General features: G+C 69.7%; 18 protein-coding genes. 8 read left to right on the top strand and 10 right to left on the bottom strand.

Features of this window, described 5'->3' with window-relative positions; all coding sequences use genetic code 11:
• Positions 1-38: 38 nt before the first annotated feature.
• From Q0916_RS06435 to Q0916_RS06425, 3 genes are all read left to right on the top strand, one after another.
• Positions 39-392, top strand: coding sequence for a cell division protein SepF (locus Q0916_RS06435; RefSeq protein ID WP_299235880.1), 354 nt, complete (start codon positions 39-41; stop codon positions 390-392).
• Positions 393-446: 54 nt separating this feature from the next.
• The gene (locus tag Q0916_RS06430) at positions 447-1,358 is read left to right on the top strand and encodes an oxidoreductase (RefSeq protein ID WP_299235878.1); all 912 of its coding nucleotides are present in this window, start codon (positions 447-449) and stop codon (positions 1,356-1,358) included.
• A gap of 72 nt (positions 1,359-1,430) precedes the next feature.
• Positions 1,431-2,636 (top strand): potassium channel family protein, encoded by a 1,206-nt coding sequence (locus Q0916_RS06425; RefSeq protein ID WP_299235875.1) that lies wholly within the window; start codon positions 1,431-1,433, stop codon positions 2,634-2,636.
• A 68-nt stretch (positions 2,637-2,704) separates the two neighbouring features.
• Here the strand turns inward: Q0916_RS06425 and Q0916_RS06420 are convergent, their stop codons facing one another.
• The 3 genes from Q0916_RS06420 to Q0916_RS06410 all read right to left on the bottom strand — a co-directional run bounded on the left by Q0916_RS06420 (position 2,705) and on the right by Q0916_RS06410 (position 4,505).
• On the bottom strand, positions 2,705-3,301 hold the full coding sequence (locus Q0916_RS06420; RefSeq protein WP_299235873.1) for a magnesium transporter: 597 nt from the start codon (positions 3,299-3,301) through the stop codon (positions 2,705-2,707).
• Positions 3,301-3,873, bottom strand: a complete 573-nt coding sequence (locus tag Q0916_RS06415; protein WP_299235871.1) for a magnesium transporter — start codon at positions 3,871-3,873, stop codon at positions 3,301-3,303. The genes Q0916_RS06420 and Q0916_RS06415 overlap by 1 nt, the downstream gene beginning before the upstream one ends.
• A gap of 218 nt (positions 3,874-4,091) precedes the next feature.
• A complete protein-coding gene (locus tag Q0916_RS06410) occupies positions 4,092-4,505 on the bottom strand; it encodes a DUF7124 domain-containing protein (RefSeq protein WP_299235869.1) in 414 nt (137 codons plus the stop codon).
• 85 nt (positions 4,506-4,590) lie between these two features.
• Between Q0916_RS06410 and mutS the strand changes: the two genes are divergently transcribed.
• The gene (gene mutS, locus Q0916_RS06405; RefSeq protein ID WP_299235867.1) at positions 4,591-7,182 is read left to right on the top strand and encodes a DNA mismatch repair protein MutS; all 2,592 of its coding nucleotides are present in this window, start codon (positions 4,591-4,593) and stop codon (positions 7,180-7,182) included.
• 14 nt (positions 7,183-7,196) lie between these two features.
• On the opposite strand, the gene nucS is transcribed toward mutS, so the two are convergent.
• The 5 genes from nucS to Q0916_RS06380 all read right to left on the bottom strand — a co-directional run bounded on the left by nucS (position 7,197) and on the right by Q0916_RS06380 (position 11,565).
• Positions 7,197-7,904 (bottom strand): endonuclease NucS, encoded by a 708-nt coding sequence (nucS, locus tag Q0916_RS06400; RefSeq protein ID WP_299236094.1) that lies wholly within the window; start codon positions 7,902-7,904, stop codon positions 7,197-7,199.
• A 67-nt stretch (positions 7,905-7,971) separates the two neighbouring features.
• The gene (locus Q0916_RS06395; protein ID WP_299235865.1) at positions 7,972-8,526 is read right to left on the bottom strand and encodes a DUF6735 family protein; all 555 of its coding nucleotides are present in this window, start codon (positions 8,524-8,526) and stop codon (positions 7,972-7,974) included.
• 105 nt (positions 8,527-8,631) lie between these two features.
• Positions 8,632-9,789: a site-2 protease family protein gene (locus Q0916_RS06390; protein WP_299235863.1), complete on the bottom strand. Its 1,158-nt coding sequence runs from the start codon at positions 9,787-9,789 to the stop codon at positions 8,632-8,634.
• A gap of 93 nt (positions 9,790-9,882) precedes the next feature.
• Complete coding sequence (locus tag Q0916_RS06385; RefSeq protein ID WP_299235861.1) at positions 9,883-10,473, bottom strand: 50S ribosomal protein L15e; 591 nt, start codon at positions 10,471-10,473, stop codon at positions 9,883-9,885.
• 183 nt (positions 10,474-10,656) lie between these two features.
• Positions 10,657-11,565, bottom strand: coding sequence for a serine/threonine-protein kinase RIO2 (locus tag Q0916_RS06380; protein ID WP_299235859.1), 909 nt, complete (start codon positions 11,563-11,565; stop codon positions 10,657-10,659).
• Positions 11,566-11,698: 133 nt separating this feature from the next.
• Between Q0916_RS06380 and Q0916_RS06375 the strand changes: the two genes are divergently transcribed.
• Positions 11,699-12,511: an MOSC domain-containing protein gene (locus tag Q0916_RS06375; protein ID WP_299235857.1), complete on the top strand. Its 813-nt coding sequence runs from the start codon at positions 11,699-11,701 to the stop codon at positions 12,509-12,511.
• Between the two features lie 8 nt (positions 12,512-12,519).
• Here Q0916_RS06375 and Q0916_RS06370 read toward each other — a convergent pair whose 3' ends face one another.
• Together Q0916_RS06370 and Q0916_RS06365 are read right to left on the bottom strand one after the other, a co-directional pair.
• Positions 12,520-12,912: a hypothetical protein gene (locus tag Q0916_RS06370; RefSeq protein ID WP_299235855.1), complete on the bottom strand. Its 393-nt coding sequence runs from the start codon at positions 12,910-12,912 to the stop codon at positions 12,520-12,522.
• On the bottom strand, positions 12,912-13,604 hold the full coding sequence (locus Q0916_RS06365) for an RAD55 family ATPase (protein WP_299235853.1): 693 nt from the start codon (positions 13,602-13,604) through the stop codon (positions 12,912-12,914). The genes Q0916_RS06370 and Q0916_RS06365 overlap by 1 nt, the downstream gene beginning before the upstream one ends.
• A gap of 141 nt (positions 13,605-13,745) precedes the next feature.
• On the opposite strand from Q0916_RS06365, the gene Q0916_RS06360 reads away from it, so the two are divergent.
• From Q0916_RS06360 to Q0916_RS06350, 3 genes are read left to right on the top strand one after another with little or no spacing between them, the layout of a single operon-like run.
• Complete coding sequence (locus tag Q0916_RS06360) at positions 13,746-14,324, top strand: DJ-1/PfpI family protein (protein WP_299235851.1); 579 nt, start codon at positions 13,746-13,748, stop codon at positions 14,322-14,324.
• A 25-nt stretch (positions 14,325-14,349) separates the two neighbouring features.
• Positions 14,350-15,081: a ribonuclease H-like domain-containing protein gene (locus Q0916_RS06355; protein WP_299235849.1), complete on the top strand. Its 732-nt coding sequence runs from the start codon at positions 14,350-14,352 to the stop codon at positions 15,079-15,081.
• 38 nt (positions 15,082-15,119) lie between these two features.
• On the top strand, positions 15,120-15,926 hold the full coding sequence (locus Q0916_RS06350) for a lipoate--protein ligase family protein (RefSeq protein WP_299235847.1): 807 nt from the start codon (positions 15,120-15,122) through the stop codon (positions 15,924-15,926).
• The last annotated feature ends 55 nt before the right edge of the window (positions 15,927-15,981 follow it).

The raw sequence follows: 15,981 nt of genomic DNA, 5'->3' as shown, positions 1-15,981 counted from the left end.
ACGTAAGACCTATGTCTCGCCCCGCCGCCCACCGACACATGGGACTCATGAGCAAACTCCTCGGCAGTAGCGCCAACAGCACCGAGGACTACGTCGAACTCGACGCCGAGGACTTCGATACGGACGGGGCGGCCGCGGCCGTCCAGGTCCGCTTCGCGGAGATCGGCGACAAGAACGATGTCATCGGCATCAAGGACGCGGTGTACGACGGCGACATCGTCGTCGCCGACATCGTCCGACACAGCACGAGCGACCGGACAATGGAACACATCGTCGACGAACTGAAACAGGTCTCCCGGGAGGTCGGCGGCGACATCGTACAGAAGGAGGACGACCAGATCGTCATCACCCCGGCCAGCGTCGGGATCTCCAGGTCGAAACTCGGGACGTGACCGCCGGGCGCCGCCCGTCCGCGGACATATAGGGACCCGACGCCTACGGGGCGTATGCAGCAGTGGACGACCGACGAGATGCCGGACTGTTCGGGGCGGACGGCGGTCGTCACCGGCGCCAACAGCGGCCTCGGCTACGAGGCGACGCGGGAACTCGCCCGCGCCGGTGCCCACGTCGTGATGGCGTGCCGAAGCGTCGACCGCGCCCGCCGGGCGGAGGCGTCGATCAGCGGCGATATCGAGGGCGCCTCGCTCAGCGTCTTCGAACTCGATCTCGCCTCGCTGTCGTCTATCGAGGCGTTCGCCGAGGCGCTCACAGACGACCTCGCACGACTCGACGTCCTCTGTAACAACGCCGGGGTCATGGCGCTCCCGCGCGCCGAGACCGACGACGGCTTCGAATCGCAGTTCGGCATCAACCACCTCGGTCACTTCGCGCTCACCGGGCGGCTCCTCGGCCTGCTCGAGGCCGCCCCGGAGCCCCGCGTCGTCACGCACAGCAGCGGTATGCACGCCCGCGGTTCGATCGACTTCGAGGACCCCCACGGCGAGACGAGCTACGACCGCTGGGACGCCTACGCACAGAGCAAACTCGCGAACGTCCTCTTTGCGTACGAACTCGACCGCCGCCACGGCGACCGCCTCTCGAGTCTCGCGTGTCACCCCGGGTGGGCCGCGACGAACCTCCAGCGGCGCGGCCCCGAGCGCATGGGGTCTCGGCTCCGCGCGCTCGGGATGCGCGCGGCGAACCGCCTTTTCGCGCAGTCGCCAAAGCGGGGGGCGTTGCCGCTTCTGTACGCCGCGACGGCCCCGGACGTCTCCGGCGGCGAGTACATCGGCCCGGACGGCTTTCTGAACATGCGCGGGTACCCCGAACCGCAGCGATCCAGCGAGCGCTCCTACGACGAGGCCCTCGCCGAGCGGCTCTGGTCGCTCTCGGAGTCCGAGACCGGCGTGACGTACTGACGCGCCGACGCGCCGAAGCCGCGCCGCCCCCGGCGGGAAACGCTTTTTTAATGGCCACCGGTTGTACCGGGTATGGACCCCCTTGAGGCCGAGGCCTCGTCGCCGGTGAACTACGAGCCAGTGAGCGTCAAGGACGTGCTGGTCGAGATGAAAGACACCGCCGAACTGCTCATCGACCTGTCCTATTCGGCGGTGTTACACCGCAACCGGGCGCTCGCCGAGGAGGTCCTCCGGCTGGAAGAGCGGATGGACGTCCTCGAGATGCGGGCCCGAATGAGCCTCCTGATGGCCGCCCGGAGCCCGGACGACGCCGAACGGCTCGCGCCGGTGCTCGGCATCGTCGGCGCCGCCGACCAGATCAGCGACGCGGCCGGCGACATCTCGAAGATCATCCTGGAGGACATCGGCCTGCCGGAGGCCATGCGCGCGGCGCTCCCCGACGCCGTCGAGACGCTCGTCCGCGGCGTCGTCGCCGCCGACTCGGCGTACGCCGACCGGACGCTGAAGCGCATCGACCTCGAGTCCGAAACCGGCGTCCGCGTGATCGCGCTCCGCCGGGGCTCGGAGTGGCTGTTGAACCCCGGGCCGCACACCCGGATCGAGCCCGACGACGTCGCGTTGCTCCGCGGCCCCGAATCCGAGATGTCCGGCGTCTACCGGACCCTGACGGGGTCGGCCTACGAGCCCCCGGCCGCCGCGACCGAGACCGTCGACGACCTCGGGCGGGCGGTCGACACCATCCTCCACATGAAGAACCTCTCGGAGCTCGCGGTCGATCTCGCGTACAGCAGCGCGCTGTTCGACAGCGAACAGCTCGCCGAGGAGGTCCAGAACCTCGAGGTCGAGGTCGACGCGCTGCAGTCGCGGTTCGAGGCGTGGGTGCTCCGGGCGGCCGCCGACGCCGAGGACCCGGTGTCGCTGCGCGGGCTGATCCACCTCGGGACGAGCACCGAGTCGATAAGCGACGCCGCGATCGACATCAGCGAGGGCGTGCTGCGGGACATCGAGGCCCATCCGGTCGTGCGGCTGGCCGTCCAGGAGAGCGACGAGATCATCACCCGGACCGAGATCGCGGCCGACAGCGCCCTCGACGGGACGACGGTCTCGGCCGGGGTCCCCGACGCCGACGTGACCGTCTCCGTCATCGCCATCCGGCGCCCCGACGAGGGGTGGATCCTCGTCGCCGACGCCGACGTCGAACTGCGGGGCGAGGACGTCGTCATCGCCAAGAGCACCCGGACGGCGGCCGAACAGTTCGAGGGGCTCGCGCGGGCCTGATCGCCGCGCTCCGTTTTTCTCTGCTCTCCTTCTGCCTCTGGCTTCCGCCCCGCCACGAACCGAACCGCTCAGACCGGCAGCGGGGCCGGAAACCCGAGTCTGATCCCCGCCACCGTGAGGAAGATGATCATCCCGAAGACGTCGACGACGTTCGTGACAATCGGGATCGTCGTGTCGTCGGGGTCGATCCCGAGCCGGTAGGAGCCGTACGTCGCCCCGACGCTGCAGACGGTCGCGATGACCGACAGAAGCGCCCCGCTCGTCAGCGAGATGACGAGCAGATCGACGAGGCCCAACTCCGCGCCGATGACGCCGCCGATGAGCCAGGTCCCGACCGCGAGGGCGGTGAACACGGTCGTAGCGAGCGCGAAGACCGCGGCGACGTTGGCCCACAGGACGCGGTCCCGGGGGTCGAACTCGGTCGTCCCCAGGTGGAGCCGCGTCGAGAGCCGTGAGGAGAGGATGGCGCCGAGGTTGCCCCCCATGTCGACCATCGTCGGCACCATCACCGCGAGCAGGGCGAACTCCTCTAGGTTCCGTTCGGCCCCCTCGAGGACCAACCCGGCAAAGAGGACGATCACCGACAGCGCCACCAACAGCGGGAACATGTTCGCAACGATGCGTCTCGTCCGCCAGCTCCCGAGGGGGTCCGACGGGACGACCATCAGACGACCACCCCGACGACGGCGACGGCGATGAGCAGAAACACCATCCCGAAGACGTCGCCGAGCGTCGTAACGATCGGCCCGACGAGGTTGTCCGGGTCGTACCCGAGCCTGTAGCCGGTGAAGATCAGGGCCAACAGCCCGAAGATCAGCACGAACGACGTCAACACGCCGGCGATGAGCATGATGCCGACCAGGTGCCCGAGCGGGGCCACGTCCCACCCGGGCAGAAGCGTCAGCCCGACCCAGACGATGACGGCGATGGTCACCGAGATGCCGATCCCGTTGATAAACGACGCCAGGACCGCGTTGACGAGCCGCTCGTCGTACTCGAATCTCGGCCGGAGGAGGCCCTGGTGGAGCCCGCTCGCGATCCGCCCGCCGAGGGCGCCGTAGACGTTCCCCCTGGTCGCGAGGAACACGGGGACGATCACCAACAGCCCGGGGAACCGCGAGGCGCGTTCGAGGATCTCCTCGAGCACCAATCCGGCGAAGAGACCGCCCAACAGCGCAACGAGAAGCACCGGGAGCGCCTGGCGGTATATCGACAGGAACTCCCCCCGAACGTCCATACGGTTGGCTGATCCAGTCCGGTGTTAAATCTACCGACGTTCGGCGGTATCCGCCCCGGAGAGCCGACACAGGGCCCCGGGAGCCCGACACCGACGCCCCCGACGCGCCGCCGCGATCGCTCGTCGCGTACCCCGCTGGAGGGCGGCGTCCGACCCCCGGGTGTCGACCTCTGAGTTTCGAGTTCCGAACCCCGATGCCCCGCCCGACGCCGCCGGCCTCAGGGCCACCCGGTCCGCTCGGCGTCGCTCGCGTCGTCCGTCTCGGCGGCGAGCCGCCAGCCGGCGGTCTCGGCCGCCTCCTCGACGTGTCGGTACTCCCAGCCGGCGCTTTCTGCCGTCTCCTCGATCGACTCGTCGGCCGAGACGAGCACGTACCGATCCGCCTCGTGTTCGGGCTGGTTGTTCACCTTGATCAGACTCTCCGGTTTCGTCCGCGGCCCGGGGAGGAAATCGGGGTTGAAGCCGTAATCGCGGGCGCGCTTCCTGACGAGATGGGTCGGCTCGTCGCTGACGATCCCCATGTGGTCCGTCCACCCCCGGGTGTCGCTGATGACGCCCCCGGGGTCGGTGAGCCGTTCTAACGCCGCCAACTCGAAGGCCAGCGTGATCCGTTCGGGCGCGTCCTCGCTCATGCGAGCGTTTCGGTCGAACCGGCAAAAACGGTGTCGGTACCCGCCCTCCGGTGGCTATTTGACCGACGAGACGCACCCCTCCGGCATGGACGAGGCGCTGGGTCCGCCCCCCGCTATGGCCGAGAAAGCCGACGACCTCACCCCGATGCTCTCGCAGTACCTCGAACTGTGCGAGCGCTACGACGACGCGTTGGTCCTGTTTCAGGTCGGCGACTTCTACGAGACGTTCTGTGCGGCCGCCGAGGCGACCGCTCGGGTCCTCGAGATCACGCTCACCCAGCGGGAGGACTCGACCGGCACCTACCCGATGGCCGGCATCCCGATCGACAACGCCGAGTCGTACATCGAGACGCTGTTGGACGCCGGCTACCGCGTCGCCGTCGCCGACCAGGTCCAGACGCCCGAGGAGGCCTCGGGGTTAGTCGATCGCGCCGTCACCCGCGTCGTCACGCCGGGGACGCTCACCGAGGCGGAACTCCTCTCGGACGCCAACAACAACTTCGTCGCCTGTCTGACCGAGGGGTACGGCCTCGCGTTGCTCGACGTGTCGACGGGGGACTTCTACGCGACGCGGCTCGACCGACTTGAGGCCGTCTCCGACGAACTCGAACGCTTCGCCCCGAGGGAGGCCATCGTCGGCCCCGACGCCCCCGCGGAGCCGTTCGGATCGGACCCGATGGTCACGCCCTACGAGCGCTCGGCGTTCGAACTCGAGGCCGCCCGGTCGAAGCTCCGGTCGTACGTCGGCGAGACGCCGCTCGCGAGCGAGCCCGAGATCCGGGCCTGCGGCGCGCTGCTCGACTACGCCGAGTACGCCCGCGGCGCGACGACCGACGGCGAGACGACCCGGCTGTCGTATCTCAACCACCTCACGCGGTACGACCCCCGGGAGTACATGCTTCTCGACGCGGTCGCGGTCCGGTCGCTCGAGATCTTCGAACCGAGACACGTCCACGGCCTCGAGGGGGCGGCGCTGTCGGAGACGATCGACCGGACTGCGAGCGCGCTCGGCCGCCGCGAGTTGCGCGATCGGCTCCGGCGGCCGCTTCTCGATCCCGACCGCATCGAGGCCCGCCTCGACGCCGTCGAGGCGCTCGTGACCCGCGTCGGCGAGCGCGAACGGGCCGGGGACCTCCTCGCCGACGTGTACGACCTCGAACGGCTCGTGTCGCGGGTCTCGAGGGGGCGCGCCGACGCCCGCGACCTCAGGGCGCTCGAATCGACGCTGTCGGTCGTCCCCGATCTCCGGGCGTGTCTGGCCGACGCCCGATCCGAAAGCGAGCTGCTGGCCGACGTCGCGGCCGACCTCGACGACTGTCCCGAGATCAGAGACGAAATCGACTCGGCGATCGTCGAGTCCCCGCCCGTCGAGATCACCGAGGGCGGCGTCATCCGCGAGGGGTACGACGAGACCCTCGACTCGCTGCGCCGAACCGAGCGCGACGGGAAGGCCTGGATCGACGAGCTGGAGGCCGACGAGCGCGAGCGGACCGGGATCGACTCCCTGAAGGTCGGGCACAACTCGGTCCACGGCTACTACATCGAGGTCACCGACCCGAACCTCGGTTCGGTCCCCGAGGCGTACCGGCGTCGACAGACGCTGAAAAACGCCGAACGGTTCTACACGCCGGCGCTCAAGGAGCGAGAAGAGGAGATACTCCGGGCCGAAGAGCGCGCCGACGAACGCGAGTACGAGCTGTTCGGTGAGCTCCGAACCCGGGTCGCGGAGGCGACCGAGCGGATCCAACGGACCGCCTCGGCGATCGCGCGACTCGACGCGCTGCGGTCGCTGGCCGCCGTCGCGGCCGAGTACGACTACTGCCGGCCGACCGTCGGGGGCGACGCGATCGACATCGAGGCCGGCAGACACCCCGTGGTCGAGCGAACCGAGTCGGCGTTCGTGCCGAACCCGACCGAACTCGCCCGCGAGCGACCGATGGCGGTCCTCACGGGGCCGAACATGTCCGGCAAGTCGACGTACATGCGACAGGTCGCGCTGATCTGCGTCCTCGCGCAGATCGGCTCGTTCGTCCCCGCCGAGCGGGCCGCGCTCCCGGTGCTCGATCGGGTCTTCACCCGCGTCGGGGCGTCCGACGACATCGCGGGCGGTCGCTCGACGTTCATGGTCGAGATGACGGAACTCGCCGACATCCTCGAGGGGGCCGACGCGGACTCGCTTGTCGTCCTCGACGAGGTCGGCCGCGGCACCTCGACGCGCGACGGCTACGCGATCGCACAGGCCGCGACGGAGTACCTCCACGACGCGGTCGGCGCGTACACCCTGTTCGCGACACACCACCACGAACTGACCGGGGTCGCGGCGTCGCTCCCGCGGGCGCGAAACTACCACTTCTCGGCCGCCAGAACGCCCGACGGCGTCGAGTTCGAACACGACCTCCGACCCGGCCCGGCGGAGGCGTCCTACGGCGTCGAGGTCGCCGAGATGGCGGGCGTCCCCGACGACGTCGTCGGACGCGCCGGGGACCTCCTCGGCGACGAACGCGGGGACGCCTCCGAGCCCCCAACGAGCGCCGCCGACGCGCCGGATCGCGACGCCGCCTCGACGGACGGCGGCCGCGAGGCGCTCGTCGCCGAGTTGCGGTCGGTCGACCTCGCCGAGACGACGCCGATCGAGGCGCTGAACATCCTGTCGCGGCTCCGCTCCGAGATCGAGTAGCGCCCGACGCCCGCTCACCCCGTCGGCGTCAACGGGACGAACTCCAGTCCCTCCTCCGCGAGCAGCTCCTCGGCCCGCCCCGTCACCGAGGGCGCAACGAGGACGCCGCGGACCTCCGCGTCGGCGTGGAGGTCCCGACCGAGCGCCCCGACATACCGCTTTAGCTGTCCGACGGCGTCGGGACCCACCCGCCGCCGCTTCAACTCCAACACGACCGTCCGCCCCTCGGCGTCCTCGCCGTAGACGTCCACCGCGCCTGCGGGCGTCTCCCGCTCCGTCGACAGCGGCGTGAACCCCTCCTCGACGAGGCCGGGCGATTCGAGGATCCGCCGTTTCAGGTCCGCCTCGCTCCCGACGAGATCGACGGAGGCCTCGTCGTCGACGTCGAACGCGGCGGCGTGGGCCACGTCCGTCACCGTCGCCGCGAGTCGCTCGTCGGGCGCCGTCCGGACGCTCTCGATCACCAGCGCGTCCGACTCGATCCGGCACTCGTGGTCGCTTCCCGGCGGCTGCCAGTTGACCGGTTGCTGCCCCGAGTCGGTGTGGACCAGGTGCGTCCCGTCGGGTTTCAGCATGAGGTGTCGCTCCCCGCTTTCGAGTTCGGACGCCGCGCGACCGTCGTACTCGACCGTACAGCGGCCGAAAAGCGTCACGAGCGATCCGCGATCGAGCGCGGCGCTGACGAACGCCTCGGCCTCGGGCACCGTCGGGTCCGTCCGCACCCGGGGTCCGGACCGCTCAGCGTCGGCCGGGTTCTCGCTCACGGCTCCGGGTACTCGCCTGTTGCGGTTAAGCGTTACCGGCCGCCTCACCGCGGCCGGCCAGCCACACGACGGTTCCCCGCTCGGGGTCGAGCCACCGCAACGCCCGCACGATCGCCCCGTCGTCGGGGCCGCAGACGCCTCTGAGAGCGCGCGCGCCGGCGAGCCACCCGCGGAGATACGCCGCGTCCGCCGCCCCGTCGTGCCCGACGAGCGCGATCGCGGGACCGCCCTCGCGCCCGACGGCGTACCCATCGAGCGCGAAGACCAGGTACGTCCGGACGCTGAAATCGTCCGCGACGACGTACAGCGCCTCGTGTTCGAGCGCGTCGACGTGTTCGCCGATCTCGACGAACGAAATGCCCGTCGCGATCGGATCGGTCTCGACTGCGGTCTCCGGCGGGTCCGACAGCCGGCCGCCCTCGGGATCGAGCAGCCGCTCCGCCCGGTCGCGCGCCCACCCCTCGTCCGGCCGACCGCCGAACGGCGTTTCGGCGGTGAGCGCCGCCGGATCGACCCCCCAGTGCGCGTAGTGCAGATCGTACCCGTCCCTGTCGTAGGCGACGAGTGTTCGGTGACCCATACGCCCGCTGGCCGCGCGTTCGGATATAAACCGTCGGCGTCGGCGCCAGCGTCGACACCGGCGTCGGCGCCACACCGGCGCCGCGGACCGCCGCGTCCGGGCCTCTCAGGCGTACCCGTCGGGCAGATCGACCCCGCGCCGCGGACCGAGCCCCTGTAGCACCTCGATCGCGGTGGTGAAGTCGCTCGCGGTCAACTGGCCGACGAAGCGACCGTCCTCGACGACGAGCACCCGATCGCCCTTTGTTGCACTCATCGCCGCGAGCGCCTCGAAGGCGTCCGCGCCCGGATCGACCGCGGGCGGGGCGGCACCCATCACGTCCGCGACGGTGGTGTTCGCCCGCGCCTCCGGATCGACCTGCCGGACCGACCCGAGCGTCACGACGCCGGTGACGGTTCCTCTGTCCATCACCGGATACGCGGTCGTCCGCTCTGTCACGACGCGATCGAGGAACTCGGCGACGGTCGTCTCCGGGGTGACGGTCCGGACGTCCGTCGACATCATCTCCCGGACGGTCATCCCGCGGAGCAGTTCCCTGAGCACGGTGGTCCGGGACTCGGCCCCGGCGGCGACGTAGACGAACATCGCAACGAGCAACAGAAGCGGCGCGAACGCGAACACCGCGAAGGCGGCCATCAGGATCGCCATCAGCTTGCCGACGCTGGCCGCCGTCTGGGTCGCCTCGGCGTAGGGTCGGCTCCTGGCGAGCAGCGCCCGCAGCACCCGGCCGCCGTCCATCGGGAACGCGGGGATCAGATTGAAGATCGCGAGCGTGACGTTGATGACCGCGAGACAGCCGACGACGAAGAGCACGGTCGACTGGGCGGGCACGACAAAGAGGAGCGCATAACAGACCGCGCCGACGAGGACGCTCATCGCCGGCCCGGCAAGCGCGACGTAGAGTTCGACGTCCCAGTCCTCCGGGAGGTTCTCCATGTGGGCCATCCCGCCGAAGATCCAAAGCGTGATCGAACTGATCGTGACGCCGTACCGACGGGCCGCCCAGGAGTGGCCGAGTTCGTGCAACAACACGCCGACGAACAGGCCGAGCGCGGTCCCGACGCCGACGAGAATCGGCGTCGACCCGGAGCTGATCACGGCGAGATCGACCGCCTGCGGCGAGATCGCGTTGACCACGTCCGCGTAGAAGGCCAGTTGCGCGTCGCGGCTGATGAGCCACGCCAAGAGGGGGAGAAACACGACGAGCGTGATGTTGAGCCTGATCGGGATACCGGTGATCCGGCCGATTTCGAAGCTGCGCATACCGTTCCGACGGCGGCTGTTCTGAAAACGTTGCTGTGTGCGTCCACGCCGGTCAGGACGCGGCCGACACGGCGGGTGTCGCCCCCCGGGACGTCACTTGCCGCGGTTGTCGTTCGATCGGACGCTCGGACGGGTGTGTTCGGTCCCCTTGCCGCGCTGTTGGAGCCCCCGACCGCGCTTGCCGGCGGCGGTCCGGCCGCGGTCGGCCCGCCCCCGCTGGCTGTCGTCGCAGATCCACCCGAGGTCGTCGTCGTTCTCAATGGCCCCGTGCTCGGGGTCGAGCAGAACGGCCTCGAACCACTTCTGGGAGCCGTCCTCGCCGACCCAGTAGCTGTTCAGCACGCGGAGGTTCCGGAACTTGCGCCCGGCGCGCTCCTCTGCGATCCGCTGGAGGTTCTTTCGGCGGGTGATCTTGTTGACGCCCTGTCGCTTCGAGCGCCGCCCGGCCTTGAACCGCTGTTTGCGCGCGCTGCCCTTGCGGACGGAGACGCGCGCGACGACGACGCCCTGTTTTGCCTTGTAGCCGAGCGAGCGGGCCTTGTCGAGCCGCGTCGGTCGGTCGATCCGTTCGATTGAGCCCTGGTCGCGCCACTCCTGTTGGCGCTGCCACTGCAGTTCCGCGAGCTGTCCCTCCTTCGGCGTTTTCCACGCCTCCCGAATGTGCGAATAGAAGCTTCGTGCCATGGTTTCACCACGGGCGTTGCGTGGTTCAACCCCCCGACCGCCGGGTGGTCACATCCCGACCTGCGTAGACAGGCGCCCACCGGTGCCCGCTCTCCGGCGCGTTGCCCGGAGTTCGCCGCTGCCGTGGTTAAGGGCTTCGGAACGCTCCGGGGCGGTCTGCGGTTCGCTATCGCCGCATACGCTTTAGGACCCGACCGCGCGGACGCCCTCGAAGGAGTCCGCCACGATCGAATCGACGAGCCGCCTCTGGTCGAGTTCCGGCGTCTCCCCCGGATACGTCTGTTCGAAGTGCCCGACGAGGTTCTCGACGTCGCGCTCGAGCAGCTCGCGGCTGTTCTCGTGGTCCGTCGGGACCGCCTGCGGCCAATCGAAGACCGTCACCCCGTCGCTGGCGACGAACACGTTGTACTCGCTCATGTCGGCGTGGACGTACCCCGCCCGGTAGGCGGCGGCCATCTCGGTCAACACGAGATCGAGGACGCCGCGCACCTGTTCGGGCTCCAGTTTCGCTCGGGAGAGCTCGACGCCGTCGATCCGCTCCATCACGACCGCGTGGCGGTTCTGGTCGATCGGTCTGGGGACCGACACCGCCGGGTACAGCGACTCGAGGGCCTCGTGCTCCCGCTCGGCGGCCTTCCGCGCGGTGTAGAGCCACGAGCGGTGCTCCTTGTCGGCCGTGTACTCCCGCTCCTTTCGGACCTCCCGGAAGTTCGTGTAGCCCTCGCGGTGGTACTTGAGCGCGAGCGGCTGGAACGAGCGCGCCTCGTACACGTCGCTTTCCTTGCCGACGCCGAGGGGCGCCCCGACCCCCTCGACGGTTTCCCGTTCGGCGAACGTCCGCAACGCGAGCGCGTCGTAGCCCTCGAACGTGAGCCGGTAGCCGGTGTACTGGATCGTCTTCCGCTCGAGCAACTCGCGGTCCATACACCGGTCGATCCGGTGGTCGATCTCGCCGGGGTCGAGCCGGGAGAACTCCGGGAGTTTGCCCGCGGCCACCCACCGCGAGAACCGCATGCCGTGTTCGATCCCGGACAGCAGGTGGAAGTCCCCCTCCTCCAACTCGGCCATCCGCGTGGCGACGTTTTGGACCATCTCACCGGCGATAGTGCCCGGATGGGCAAAAGCGCCCCGTGTGGCCCCGATCGGAGAATAAACTACATGTGACGATATCAAACCCCGAGACGCCGCCGACCGGCTTTTGTCACTCCCGCCCCGAGGGCGCCCTATGGCACACGTCGAGAACGTCTTCATTTACCCGATCAAGGGCCTTGAGGCGACGCGCGTCGAGACGACCCGTCTCACCCAGGCCGGGACGCTCTCGGGGGATCGGGAGTACGCGATGGTCGACCCGGACGCCACGGACCTCAACGGCGAGTTCGACACCGTCGGACGGACGTTCAACGGCAAGGAGATCGACAACCTCAACGAGATCGCCTCGACGTTCGACGCCTCGAGGGGCGTACTCGAGATCGACCGCGCGGGCGCGGAGTCCGTCCGGTTCGATCTCGCGACCGAGCGAGACGCGGCGAGCGAGTGGTTCAGCGCCTTCGCCGGCCGGCCGCTGCGGCTGCGTCGCCGCGATCCGCCCGGGTTCCTCGATCGGCCCCACCTCGGCCCCTCCGTCGTCAGCACCGGAACGCTCGAGGAGATCGCCTCGTGGTTCGACGGCATGACCCTCGAGGGGGCCCGGGCGCGGTTCCGGCCGAACGTCGAGATCGGCGGCGTCCCCGCCTTCTGGGAGGACCGGTTTCTCGCCGACGGCGCCGGATTCGCGATCGGCGACGTCCGCTTCGAGGGCGTCGAGGCCTGCGTTCGGTGCGTCGTCCCGTCGCGGAGCCCCGACACCGGCGAGCGGACCGAGGACTTCCGACGCCGGCTCACCGAGCGCCGGCGGGAGACGCTTCCCCCCTGGGTCGACGAGGACGCCCTGGAGAGCCCCTTCAGCGCGATGCTCATCACCGAGGTCCCCGAGGCCTCCCGCGGCGGGACCATCGGTGTCGGCGACGAGGTCCGCGCCGGCGAGCGCCCGGGTCGATAATACGGAGCCTACCGGCGCAGAAACGACGGGAGATCGAGCCGGTCCGGCGGCCCCTCCTCGGGGCCGTCGTCGGGACCCGACAGCGCCGCGGGGAGGCCCTCGGGCGGTTCGGAGCCCTCCGAGGTGTCCTCGAGAGCCCCCTCGACGAGTCGCTCCCAGATCTCCTCGTCGTCGTCCCCTCCCTCGGCCTCCAACTTGAGGGCCTCCGCGCGGCCCTCCTCGTAGGCGAGTTCGACGATGCTCTCGTCGTAGACGTCCGGCGAGCGCCGCTTGAGGCGTTCGAACGCGTCGTCGTCCGGGTCGCCACAGACCGACGCGACGCCGAGGGCGTAGGCCCGATCCAGCGTCTCCCGGGTGCTGTACTCGCCCGCCTCCTCGTCCTCGAAGTATCGGTCGTACATCAGTTCCGGCCGCGCCGCTCGCCGACGCGTAGCCCCTCGTCGCCGAACGACAGGGAGTGGATGTCCGTATCGATCGCCGTCCCGCGCATCTTCAGCACCTGTATCCCCCGCTGCATCCCGCCGTCCTCTAAGAAGTTGTGCAGGAAGACGACGCCGTGTGCGAGGTAGTGCTCGTCGGCGTACGCCGACGGATCGGTCATCTCCGAGACCAACACGACCGTCGCGTCGGTGCGTTTCAGCGAGGTCAGAAACTGCACCGTGTTGCTCTCGGCGTCCGAGAGGAAGTGGTTCAGAAGCATCGTCGAGTCGACGACGACCCGTTCGATCCCGTTCGAGTCGATGAACCCGGTGAGGCGGTTGACGAGACTCGACGCGTCCCGGTGTTTCCCGGGGGGCCGAAACAGCCGCTTGCCCTCCGAGGAGAAGACGTCGACGAACGTGAGCCGATCGGTGTCGATCGCGCGGTCGAACCCGAACTCGTAGCCGGACATGTCCTCGACGATGTCCGAGCGCGACTCGTGCATGCTCACGAACAGCCCGGCCTCGCTCTGCCGGACGCCGTTGACGAGAAACTGCGTCGAGAGCGTCGTCTTCCCGCTGCCCGGCGGCCCGGACAACACGTAGAGCCGTCCGGCCGGTAGCCCGCCCCCGACGAGGGAATCGAGCCCCGCGACGCCGCTTGAAACCCGCATGGCTCGGCGAACGATCAGCCGGCATATAACCCTCGCGTCCGACTCACCATCCGAGGCGCGGCTCCGACGAGTTCGCGTTTGATATCGTCACATGCGGTTTACGACCGGGGCGGCTAAGTCCGCCCCGGCCGAGCGATCGGCATGGACACCGAGATCCTCGTTTTCGACGGCTTCGACGAACTCGACGCGATCGCTCCCTACGAGGTGTTCCGGATCGCGAACCGCCGCGGCGGCGCGATCGACGCCGCCCTCGTGACCGTCGCCCCGGCCGACCGCGTCGAAGCCAGAAGCGGTCTCCGGGTCGAACCCGACGGCACGCTCTCGGAGCCCGACTTCCTTCTCGTCCCGGGCGGCGGCTGGAACGACCCTGATGCGCCCGGCGTCCGACGCGAGTACGACCGCGGCGACATCCCCGAGTCGATCGCCGAACGGTTCGAGGCCGGCGGCGCCGTCGGCTCGGTTTGTACCGGATCGCTCTTGCTCGCCGCGGCGGGCGTTCTTGAGGGCCGACCGGCGGCGACGCACCACACCGCACGCGAGGACCTCCGGGCGATGGGCGTCGACGTGCGCGAGGAGCGCGTCGTCGACGCCGGAGTGGTCCTCACCGCCGGCGGTATCACCTCGGGGTTCGACCTCGCGCTCCACGTCGTCGAACGCGAGTGCGGGCCGGCACTCGCCGAGGCGGTCGCCGGCGAGTTGGAGTACGAGCGATCGATTTAGGGGCCTGCCCGACACAGGAGGATACGTGCGACTCGAAAACACGTACATCGCCGTCGACGGGGTCGGCGAAACCACCGAACGGAACATCTGGGCGGCCGGCGCACGGACCTGGTCGGAGTTCGATCCGACGCTCTGCGGGCCGACGACGGCCGACCGCATCGAGTCGTTCATCGACCACGCTCGCCCCCGACTGGCCGACGGGGACGCGGCGTTTTTCGACCGGGAACTCCCGGACGGAGCGCGGTGGCGGCTCTACGAGAACTTCCGCGACGCGGCGTGTTTCTTCGACATCGAGACGACGGGGCTGAACCACGCTCGCGACGACGTGACCTGCGTCAGTGCCCACCGGGGCGGCCGGACCGAAACGCTCGTTCGCGGCGACGACCTGACCGCCGAGAACCTCCGTGAACTCCTCGACGCGCCGCTTTTGATCACGTTCAACGGGGCCCGTTTCGACGTTCCGTTCCTCGAGACTTCCTTCGGCATCGCGATCGATGCGCCGCATCTCGATCTCATGTACCCCTGCCGACGCGTCGGACTAACCGGCGGGCTGAAACGGATCGAACCGGCCGTCGGCGTCGAGCGGGACCGCCCCGACATCTCCGGGGAGGACGCCGTCCGGCTGTGGCGTGAACACGAGCGCGGCGTCGACGGCGCGCTCGATACGCTCGTCTCGTACAACCGCGAGGACGCCGTCAACCTACGGGAGGTCGCCGACACCGCGGTCGAACGGCTCGACCGACAGCTGTTCCCGTAGGGCACAACCGCTTTTTCGCTCCGCGGCGAAGCCCGGGCATGGAGTGGCGAGTGATCCCCGAGGAGCAACTCGGGGGCCCGACCGCGATGGCGCTCGATGAGGTGGCCGCAGAGACCGTCGCCTCGGGCGGCCCGGCGACGGTCCGGCTCTACCGGTGGACCCCGAGCACGCTCACGCTCGGGTACGGCACCGATCCCTCGGTCGTCGATTGGACCCACTGCCGAAACCGGGACATCGACGTCACCAGACGCCAGACCGGCGGGGGCGCGATCTACCACGACGGGTTCGGCGACGTCGCGTACTCGATCGTCGCGCCGGCCTCGGAGTTCCCCGGCGACGTGACCGAGTGCTACCGGCGGCTCCTGGCCCCGGTGGTGGACGCCTTCGAGTCGGTCGGCGCCGAGGTCGGGTTCGCCCCCGCCGAGTCGCCGTCGCTGTACGACCCCCTCTGTTATCTCCGCGGGCTCGATCCCGCACACGACCTCGTCGGACCGGACGGCCGGAAGATCGCCGGCAACGCCCAGTACCGAACGCGCGAGGCGATCGTCCAACACGGGTCGTTGACCTACGAGTCCGACCCCGAGGCCCACCTCGCCTGCGTCGCCGATCCGCCCCTCTCGCCGGCCGAGTTCGGGGACCGCGTCTGTGGACTCTGTGACGTCCTCGGCGAGGCCGCCCCGGAGCGCTCCGCGTTCGTCGAGGAACTGACCGCTTCGCTGACCGCGTGGGCCGACGCCGAGTTCGGCTCGTGGACCGACGCCGAGCGCGACTCGGCCGCGGCGCTGTGCGAACGCAAGTACGACCACGACCGTTGGGTGCGATCCCGGAGCGACCCCGCGGCGTGAGGGCGATACCCGGGTCGAGGGCTCGCGGCGATCCGAAGCCACTATGCGCCGCCTC

This window comes from Natronomonas sp., from assembly GCF_028274965.1.
Lineage (GTDB): Archaea > Halobacteriota > Halobacteria > Halobacteriales > Haloarculaceae > Natronomonas.
The sequence above is the reverse complement of the archived record's forward strand: the minus strand, read 5'-3'. Positions and strand labels throughout refer to the sequence as shown.

Bases quoted from the DNA above. Each gene is read 5' to 3' on its own strand.
- Q0916_RS06435 (WP_299235880.1), top strand. From the start codon at position 39: ATGGGACTCATGAGCAAACTCCTCGGCAGTAGCGCCAACAGCACCGAG.
- Q0916_RS06430 (WP_299235878.1), top strand. From the start codon at position 447: ATGCAGCAGTGGACGACCGACGAGATGCCGGACTGTTCGGGGCGGACG.
- Q0916_RS06425 (WP_299235875.1), top strand. From the start codon at position 1,431: ATGGACCCCCTTGAGGCCGAGGCCTCGTCGCCGGTGAACTACGAGCCA.
- Q0916_RS06420 (WP_299235873.1), bottom strand. From the start codon at position 3,301: ATGGTCGTCCCGTCGGACCCCCTCGGGAGCTGGCGGACGAGACGCATC.
- Q0916_RS06415 (WP_299235871.1), bottom strand. From the start codon at position 3,873: ATGGACGTTCGGGGGGAGTTCCTGTCGATATACCGCCAGGCGCTCCCG.
- Q0916_RS06410 (WP_299235869.1), bottom strand. From the start codon at position 4,505: ATGAGCGAGGACGCGCCCGAACGGATCACGCTGGCCTTCGAGTTGGCG.
- mutS (WP_299235867.1), top strand. From the start codon at position 4,591: ATGGACGAGGCGCTGGGTCCGCCCCCCGCTATGGCCGAGAAAGCCGAC.
- Q0916_RS06395 (WP_299235865.1), bottom strand. From the start codon at position 8,526: ATGGGTCACCGAACACTCGTCGCCTACGACAGGGACGGGTACGATCTG.
- Q0916_RS06390 (WP_299235863.1), bottom strand. From the start codon at position 9,789: ATGCGCAGCTTCGAAATCGGCCGGATCACCGGTATCCCGATCAGGCTC.
- Q0916_RS06385 (WP_299235861.1), bottom strand. From the start codon at position 10,473: ATGGCACGAAGCTTCTATTCGCACATTCGGGAGGCGTGGAAAACGCCG.
- Q0916_RS06380 (WP_299235859.1), bottom strand. From the start codon at position 11,565: ATGGTCCAAAACGTCGCCACGCGGATGGCCGAGTTGGAGGAGGGGGAC.
- Q0916_RS06375 (WP_299235857.1), top strand. From the start codon at position 11,699: ATGGCACACGTCGAGAACGTCTTCATTTACCCGATCAAGGGCCTTGAG.
- Q0916_RS06370 (WP_299235855.1), bottom strand. From the start codon at position 12,912: ATGTACGACCGATACTTCGAGGACGAGGAGGCGGGCGAGTACAGCACC.
- Q0916_RS06365 (WP_299235853.1), bottom strand. From the start codon at position 13,604: ATGCGGGTTTCAAGCGGCGTCGCGGGGCTCGATTCCCTCGTCGGGGGC.
- Q0916_RS06360 (WP_299235851.1), top strand. From the start codon at position 13,746: ATGGACACCGAGATCCTCGTTTTCGACGGCTTCGACGAACTCGACGCG.
- Q0916_RS06350 (WP_299235847.1), top strand. From the start codon at position 15,120: ATGGAGTGGCGAGTGATCCCCGAGGAGCAACTCGGGGGCCCGACCGCG.